At 72.0% G+C, this 7,024-nt stretch carries 6 protein-coding genes; 3 read left to right on the top strand and 3 right to left on the bottom strand.

Going from position 1 to position 7,024, the window contains the following annotated elements; translation table 11 throughout:
* Window positions 1-309: 309 nt before the first annotated feature.
* A complete protein-coding gene (locus tag RIF68_RS21560) occupies window positions 310-1,653 on the bottom strand; it encodes a hypothetical protein (RefSeq protein ID WP_309052929.1) in 1,344 nt (447 codons plus the stop codon).
* A gap of 98 nt (window positions 1,654-1,751) precedes the next feature.
* On the opposite strand from RIF68_RS21560, the gene RIF68_RS21555 reads away from it, so the two are divergent.
* Window positions 1,752-2,240 (top strand): hypothetical protein, encoded by a 489-nt coding sequence (locus tag RIF68_RS21555; protein ID WP_309052928.1) that lies wholly within the window; start codon window positions 1,752-1,754, stop codon window positions 2,238-2,240.
* 505 nt (window positions 2,241-2,745) lie between these two features.
* Here RIF68_RS21555 and RIF68_RS21550 read toward each other — a convergent pair.
* Window positions 2,746-3,990, bottom strand: a complete 1,245-nt coding sequence (locus RIF68_RS21550; RefSeq protein ID WP_309052927.1) for a glycosyltransferase — start codon at window positions 3,988-3,990, stop codon at window positions 2,746-2,748.
* Between the two features lie 233 nt (window positions 3,991-4,223).
* A complete protein-coding gene (locus tag RIF68_RS21545; RefSeq protein WP_309052926.1) occupies window positions 4,224-4,385 on the bottom strand; it encodes a hypothetical protein in 162 nt (53 codons plus the stop codon).
* A 242-nt stretch (window positions 4,386-4,627) separates the two neighbouring features.
* On the opposite strand from RIF68_RS21545, the gene RIF68_RS21540 reads away from it, so the two are divergent.
* Together RIF68_RS21540 and RIF68_RS21535 are read left to right on the top strand one after the other, a co-directional pair.
* A complete protein-coding gene (locus tag RIF68_RS21540) occupies window positions 4,628-5,290 on the top strand; it encodes an HNH endonuclease family protein (RefSeq protein WP_309052925.1) in 663 nt (220 codons plus the stop codon).
* 99 nt (window positions 5,291-5,389) lie between these two features.
* The gene (locus RIF68_RS21535) at window positions 5,390-6,379 is read left to right on the top strand and encodes an ATP-dependent DNA ligase (protein ID WP_309052924.1); all 990 of its coding nucleotides are present in this window, start codon (window positions 5,390-5,392) and stop codon (window positions 6,377-6,379) included.
* Window positions 6,380-7,024 lie beyond the last annotated feature (645 nt).

Here is a 7,024-nt window from a genome sequence, read left to right as displayed (position 1 = left end):
ATTACGTTCTATTCTTCGTTCGAAGCGGCCGTTCGTGGCCGCCGGGACGACGAGGAACCCCGATGACCGCCCCTGTACCGCCCGCCAGTGAGCCGGACGCATCAGCGCGTACGTGCCGAGGTGACCAGATCGGGCCGTGCTCGACCTGCCGCCGGCCGACCCATAAGTACGGTTCCGGGGCCCGGTCCCCGCTGTGCGAGTTCTGCGATGCCAAGGCCGTCGAGCGGTGGGGCCGGAAGCTGCGCACCGACTGACCGGGACCGGGCTGTCACCACGCCCGCTGTCTGCGTTCCGGCGCGCGGGCGGGGATCAGGCGGCCTTCTGTGCGGCGACCTGGCGGGCGCGGTCCTCCAGATCGGTCACGCCTGCGACTGTGCGGTGGGCGGGCAGGGCGCGGAGCATGGTCTTGAGGTGTTCGTCGCCGCGCGCGGAGGACAGGGTGATGTGGTGGTCGAGGAATGCGTGCCAGGTGCGGCATGCGGCCTCGATGTGCCGCATGCGGTACTGCCGTTCGGCGGTGACGCCGAGGCAGTGCAGCCGGCCTTGCCGCTCCAGCGGCGACCGCGCGGCGTTCGACCGTTCCAGCGCGGTGACGGACGCGGCCTGGTCCCCGAGGTGCCAGCGCACGTGTGCCTCGTGGAAGTAGTAAGCGGCCTGGTCGTAGCCGCCGACCGCATCACGCCGGTCGTCCGCGCGGGACAGTGCCGCCTCGGCCTGGCGCAGGCGGGTCAGGGCGGTGGTGCGGGCGCCGGTCATGGCGGCCGCGGCGGCCTGCTGGCCCCGCAGGAAGGCTTGCAGGCGCGGGCCTGCGGCTGGGGCTGCTTCGGCGGCGGCGTCGGCCAGCTCAAGCCCCTTCTTCCCGTGCCCGAGGTGGGTGGCTTGCAGGCTCATGCCGCGTAGCGTGCGGCAGTAGGTCACGTGGTCCTCGGCGGCGCCGGCCAGTTCCAGCGCGCGCAGGTAGTAGCGCTGCCCGAGGCCCTGTTGGTTCTCGTACATGGCCATCCACCCGGTGAGGTACACGAAGTCGGCGACGGCCGCGCGCATGTCCCGGCGTGTCTCCTCGCTCCCGGATGCCCGCAGGTAGGGGCCTGCCGAGTTGACCAGCCAAGCGGCGGCCATCGGGCGGGCGTGCCCGGCGCCGACCTGGTCCAGGATGTCGGCGATCTTGTCCGTCATGGTCCGTACCGTGGCGACGTCGGACCGGCCGATGCGCACGGTCCGCCCGGCGGTCACGGACTCCACCCGCCCCGACACGTCCTCGAAGCGGGGCACGGCGAGCGCTGCGGCGTACATGCCGGTGCGCAGCACGCCCCGCCGCGTGGGGTCCATGTCCGCCCGGCTCAGGTCCACCACGCCCGCCACCGTGTCCGCCCCGGCGCCCTCCGGGCCTCCTTCGACCTGCCACCCGATCTCGGCGCACGTCACGGGCCGCCCGGTCAGCCGGGACAGGGCCTCAGCGATGACCGGGCGCGCCTCGGGCTTGGGCACCGACCCGGCCAGCCAGTGGGAGACCGTGGACTTGTCGTAGTGCAGCCGCACTCCCAGTTCCCGGCCGGTCGCGTTCACCCGGCGCGCAAGCTGCGCGTTCCCGATCCCACCTGCCTGCATGAGTGCCGCCAGGGCGGTATTCGGCGTGCGCGGTCGACGTGTCATGACGACTCCCCGGGTGCGTTCAACCAGTTCAACCGAGCCCCTACGATCCTCCCTTACCCGCCTCAGCGCACCGGAGTTGAGTGATTACCAGCCGTTCGGTGACCAACCCCCGCACGGCCGCTGACACCCCGGCCGTCTGCCCCTTGTGCGGCGTCGGCCCGGACCCATCCACCGGCGAGGCGACGATGAGCAGACCCGAGACCACCACCGCGGACCGCACCACCCGCGCTGGCGCCGGCACCGCAGTGCTGTACGTGTGCGCCGAACGCGGCCGACTGCTTCCCACCCTGGCCGCCGACCGCGCCCAGGCCGAAGGCCGCGCCTATGCGACGGCCCACGGGCTGCGGATCACCGACGTGATCACCGACCCGTACGGCGAAGTAGACCCGGTGCGCCGTCCCGGTTGGCGCCTGGTGCGGGCACTGGCCCAGACCGGCGCGATGGACACGGTGATCGCCCGGTGGCCCGCCGTCATCGCGCCGGACGTGGCGGCCGACCTGCGCCACCGCGAGACCAGGTGGCTCAGCGACCACGGAGTCCAGCTGCGCTACTCCTGGGCTCCCCTCGCCGCAGGCGGCGGCCGATGACCGAAAGCCCTCAGCGCCGGGCCTCCCTGCCCGGCGCTCTCCCCGGCCAGGCCTCCCTCACGGCAGACACCCACCCGGATACGGCATGCTGACGACGCTGGCCTCACGCGCCGAGACCGTGCTCCTGGTCCTCACCACCGGTAGCCTGCTCTGCGCCCTGATGCTGGCCGCCGTCGCCTGACCACGCTGTCCCGCGCCCCCGTCGCGGTGACAGCCTCCCGGTACCCCGGACACGCCCCCGAGTGTCCGGGGCACCACCACGACCGGAGCGAGCCTGAACCGTCCAGCGCGAGCCGGTGGGCAAGAGGTTCACCGCAGTCATCGAGTTGGCCGACGACCCCGGCGGAGACCCGGCCGGTCGGCAGCCTTCCTGACCGTGCCCGGCTGGAGCTTGGCGGCGATGGGCGGGACAGTGGCCGACTGCGCCGACCAGGAGGTGACGTACGAGCCGGCCGCCTGACGGGGCGGCCACGCCGCTCGCGCCTCTCGTTTCTTCGCGGAGCTGTCAGGCGGGTTGCTCTTGGCTGGAGCGGGTGACCTCGACGCTGGTGCGGGTTCCCCATCGGTTGATGCGGTGGCAGGTGGCCATCGCGTAGAAGTACATCGGGCGCAGGATCAAGGTCCGCCATGCCGCGGCGAGCGGGGCGAGGGCGAACAGCAGCAGGGTCTGGCGCAGGCGCATGTCGGTGCGGTGGACGGTGAACAGGCGCAGGGCCATCAGATAGCTCATGGCGGTGCCGATGATGAGGCCGGCAGCGACGAGCGTTCCGGTGTCGGCGCGCAGGTGGGGGTCGGCGAGAACGGCGGCCGGGATGGCGATGCCTAGGACGATGTGGACGTACTCGGCCACCGCAGACCAGAAGACAATGCCGGTCGGCGGCATGTAACGCAGCCACCACAGGTGGCGGACGGTGGTGCCCCGCATCCAGCGCATTTGCTGGCGCAGGTAGTGCGAGCAGCGTTGAGGGACGAGAGTGAACACGAGCGAGGAGGGCTGGTGAACGGTGTCGCCGGCCAGCAGTCCGTAGAAGGTGAGCATGGAGTCGTCGTTCATCTGCATCGGCCGGCCCCGGAACATCTCGTTCTCGTACACGCCGGCCACATCCCGTACGACGCGCGCCCGGTAGAACGCGAGGGTGCCCGAGTTGATCGTGACCCGCCTGAGGACGGACTGGGCGGAGCGCAACCCGCGAGTGAAGGGCAGGTAGAGCAGGTTGCTCATCCGGGTCAGCGCGTTGGCATCGTGGTTGAGGACGACGACCTGACCGGCCACGGAGGTGACCTTGGGGTCGGCGAAAGGCTTCAGGCCCTCGGCGATCGCCTCCGGGTCCAGGAGGGAGTCGCTGTCGAGAGTGACGAACACGTCGGCATCGTCGGTGGCCAGCACGTGCATCTGGGCATGGCGCTTGCCCCGGTTCGGAGTGCGGTCCCAGGTCGCCTCCACGCCCCGGGCGGCGGTGCGCTCGAAGAACTCGGCCCGTACGTCGGCGTAGGTCATCGGCGTGCCGTCGTCGCGGACGGAGCCGTCATCGACGATCCGGATCCGGTCCACCGGCCGGGTCTGTACCAGGACAGAGTGCAGACAGGCGCGCAACGTGTCCGGGTCCTCGTTGTAGACGGGGATCTGCACGGTCACGGTCAGACGGTCCAGTTCTGCCTGATCCTGCGGCGAGATGGTGCGGGGCCGCTCCAGCCAAGACAGCGGTACCCACCACAGCAGCAGGAAGGACACCAGCCACGGCAGCGCCATTCCCTGACGGCCGCCCGTCAGCGTGACGACCGTACTGTAGGCATGCGCGATTCCCCAGGCCAGGAAAGCCGTCAATGGCACCGCACCCAGCAAGACCCTCCCCGGGGAGGACACGTGCCAGGCACGCGGCAGCGGCGCCACACCCGGCCACCGCTTCGCCACCTGTTGCACGGGTGCCGCGATGTCAACGGCGGTCGGCCGCCCACCACGGCCACCAGGCACAAACTGCCGTGTCACTTCTCGACCGCGCTCTTGCCGCGCCGGAACGATGTTCTGACCGCGACCACGCCGACCAGCACGGCGACCACACTGATCACCATCAGCCACACCTGTCCCGTCGCCAGGCCGGTGGCCGCCAGGGCGCTGCCGGGGCCCACCGTCGAACCGTAGGACATCGCAACTCCTCGGGAAGGAACAACGGAACATCCGTTAAGGGCCTATATATGCACAACGGTCGATTCATGGCCTTTGGTGCTGCCCCGTGTGGGGGAGCTGGTCGCCCGGTATCAGCGATTCCAGCCGCTGAGCAGACCACGCGCGCGGGCCTCTGCCCGCCGGTACGACCATTCCACTCACACGGGCGGCGCACTCGGCGAACGCCTGCAAGCGCCCCCTCACCTGCCGCTATCAACGGCTCATGCTCACTGTGCTGCGCGGCCTGGCCGCCGCCTCCCTCGCCATCCTGCCCCTCACCCTCTCCACGCCCGCCCACGCCGCGGAGACCCTGCCGCTGTCGGACGCGGTCAGCCGGCTGCCGGTGGATACCGAGTCCCGCGACGGCTACGACCGCGACGCGTTCAAGCACTGGAGCAGCGGCGACGACCCGGCAGACGGCTGCCACACCCGCAACGAGGTCCTGATCGCGGAGGCGGTGGAGCCGCCCACGATCGGGCCCCGGTGCCGCCTGTCGGGCGGGAGCTGGTTCTCGTACTACGACCAGGTGGAAGTGACGTCCGCGTCCGGTCTGGACATCGACCACATGGTGCCCCTCGCCGAGGCGTGGGACAGCGGCGCCTCCGGGTGGTCGGCGCAGCAGCGTGAGGCGTACGCCAACGACCAGGGTCAGGGTGCGGCCGCGAGTCTGGTCGCGGTCACCGCGCGCTCGAACCGGTCGAAGGCCGACCAGGACCCGGCCGAGTGGCTGCCGCCGGCCGGGGAGGTGCACTGCCGGTACGTCGCCGAATGGGTGGGCACGAAACTGCGCTGGAACCTGTCGGCCGACGAAGTCGAGGTGGCGGCGCTGCGCGAGACGGCTGCCGGGTGCCCGGACCAGAGCGTGAGCTACGAGCCGGCCCCGTAACCGGCGACGCAGGCACCGGCCGCTCGCGCCGCCCCTGGCGGCGCGAGCCCGGCTCGGCGCCACCCGGCGACCTCCGGCTGATGGTGGAAGGCATCTGCCATGACCTGGACCCTGCCGGACCCGATGCTCACCACGCCCGTGGCCCGCCCCGACTTGCCTCCCGGAGCCGCTGGAGAACCTAAGTGGGACGGCTACCGAGCACAGCTCGCCCGCTACGCCGACGGGCGGGTGCTGCTGCGCTCGCGGCAGGGCACCGACATGACCGCCGCGTTCCCCGAGATCGCCGACGCCGCGCTCGCGCAGCTGCCCGCCGACACCGGCCTCGATGGGGAGCTAGTGGTGTGGGAGGGCGAACGCCTCGCTTTCGAGCGGTTGCAGCAGCGCCTGGCCCGCCGCCGCGGCGCCGGCGCAGCAGCCGCCGCCCGGACCTGGCCCGCGCATCTGGTCGTGTTCGACGTCGTACGCCTAAAGGGCGCCGACCTCACCCCCTGGCCCTACGCCCGCCGCCGGGCCGCGCTGGAGACCCTGTTCGCGGACACGCCCCTGACGGCGCCGTTCACGCTGTGCCCGTCGACCACCGACCCCGCCACCGCGCTGGACTGGCTCACCTGGACCTCCGCCGGCCTGGAAGGGCTGTGCTTCAAGAGGCTGACCGAGCCGTACCTCGCGGGGACCAGGGCGTGGGGCAAGTACAAGGTCCGCGTCACCACCGAGGCCATCGTCGGCGCCGTCACCGGCACGCCCGCCGCGCCCCGCACGCTGCTGCTCGGTCGCCACGACGGCACGGGCCGCCTGCGCTACACCGGCCGCACCGTCCCCCTCGCCCGCACCGCGACGGCCGCCCTCGCTGACGCACTGACCCCGGCCGTCGGCGAACACCCGTGGACGGGGCGCACGTTCACCGCCGGGTGGGGCAGCCGCGACGTCCTGGACGTCACGCTCGTCGACCCGCAGCTGGTGGTGGAAGTCGACGTGGACGTCGCCCGCGACGGGGCCGGCCGATGGCGCCACCCCGTAGGCCTCCACCGGCCGCGCCCGGACCTGTCCGCCTCCGACGTCCCGCCCTTCGGGGCCCGGATGACGGGATGAGCCGCGTCAGCGTCGCTCGGCTCCCGTCCTTCCTTGTGGTGACCGGCCGCGTGGCACCGCCCGCCGGCATCCGCTGGTGTCGCACAGTGGGCCGGTGCCACGTCGATCGCTCACCCTCCTGCTCCTGCTCCTGCTGAGCATCACAGGCTGCACCACGGTGAAGCCAGACCCGCTACCGCCCGACCGCCGACCGCAAGGCGTGCGCGGCCCCGCTGTCCCGGCCCGTCCGGCCGTGTCGACGCCCACCGCGCCCGTGGCCCAGCCCTCGGGCCGCTCCGCCCTCGTCCGGACCGCGCCCGACCGGCCACGACGCACACCCAAGAGCGACCGGACCCCCAAGCGCCAGACGCAGGCGCCCGAGGGACGGCCCTCCGCCGTCCCGCCGAAGCGGCCCACTCCCCGGCTCCGTCCCGCTGCTCCCCAGCGCCCGACGCAGCCGCGCGAGCGGCCTCGCACGACGGTGCAGCGTCGTGTCCCGCAGATGCCGCCGGCCGGGTCGCAGCCGCGTGAGCAGCTGCGGGATCTGTGCACCCGCGCGGACGGGTATGTCGTCTCAGTTGTATTGCAGCCTGATGGCCTTCTAGTAGGTCTCTGACCTGCGGTGCTGCAAATAGTGAGAATGTGATCAGATGAGATCTAACCGGC

The sequence above is a fragment of the Streptomyces sp. genome (genome assembly GCF_031178505.1).
GTDB lineage: Bacteria > Actinomycetota > Actinomycetes > Streptomycetales > Streptomycetaceae > Streptomyces > Streptomyces gulbargensis.
Note: the sequence above shows the minus strand (reverse complement) of the source record. Positions and strands in the feature narration are given on the sequence as shown.

Excerpts from the sequence above, each read along its gene's own strand:
- RIF68_RS21550 (WP_309052927.1), bottom strand. The coding sequence starts at position 3,990 with ATGGCGCTGCCGTGGCTGGTGTCCTTCCTGCTGCTGTGGTGGGTACCG.
- RIF68_RS21540 (WP_309052925.1), top strand. The coding sequence starts at position 4,628 with ATGCTCACTGTGCTGCGCGGCCTGGCCGCCGCCTCCCTCGCCATCCTG.
- RIF68_RS21545 (WP_309052926.1), bottom strand. The coding sequence starts at position 4,385 with ATGTCCTACGGTTCGACGGTGGGCCCCGGCAGCGCCCTGGCGGCCACC.
- RIF68_RS21535 (WP_309052924.1), top strand. The coding sequence starts at position 5,390 with ATGACCTGGACCCTGCCGGACCCGATGCTCACCACGCCCGTGGCCCGC.
- RIF68_RS21560 (WP_309052929.1), bottom strand. The coding sequence starts at position 1,653 with ATGACACGTCGACCGCGCACGCCGAATACCGCCCTGGCGGCACTCATG.